Raw genomic sequence first — 374 nt, forward strand, 5'->3', positions numbered from 1 at the left:
CCCGCGGTCGTCCCCGGGACGTGGGTGAGCACGTGCGCGGCGCGGTCCGGATCGCCGACGGCGAGCACGAGCCGCCCGCCGGTGTTCCCGCGCTCCAGGCGGAGCAGGTACGCGTCGCCGGCGTCCAGGCGTCGACGGGTGGTCTCCAGTCCGGCCGAGGCCCGCCGGGCGCGGTCCGCGCCCGCGGTGTCCCCGGCCCGGTCCAGCAGCGCCGCCCGGGCCCGCAGCCGGGACAGCTCGGCGTCGAGCAGGACCCGGTTCGCCCGATCCCGGTCGGCGACCGGCACACCGTCCAGCCCGCCGACGAGCCCGGGCCGGGTGTGCAGCAGCTGCTCCCGGTCGGCCCCGGGCAGCCCGGTCCACCAGGACCGCAC

General features: G+C 80.2%; 1 pseudogene. It reads right to left on the bottom strand.

From position 1 onward, the window contains the following. A pseudogene (locus GTW08_RS10710) lies at window positions 1-374 on the bottom strand (alpha/beta hydrolase); the annotation flags it as partial.

The organism is Pseudonocardia sp. SID8383, assembly GCF_009864975.1.
Lineage (GTDB): Bacteria > Actinomycetota > Actinomycetes > Mycobacteriales > Pseudonocardiaceae > Pseudonocardia > Pseudonocardia alni.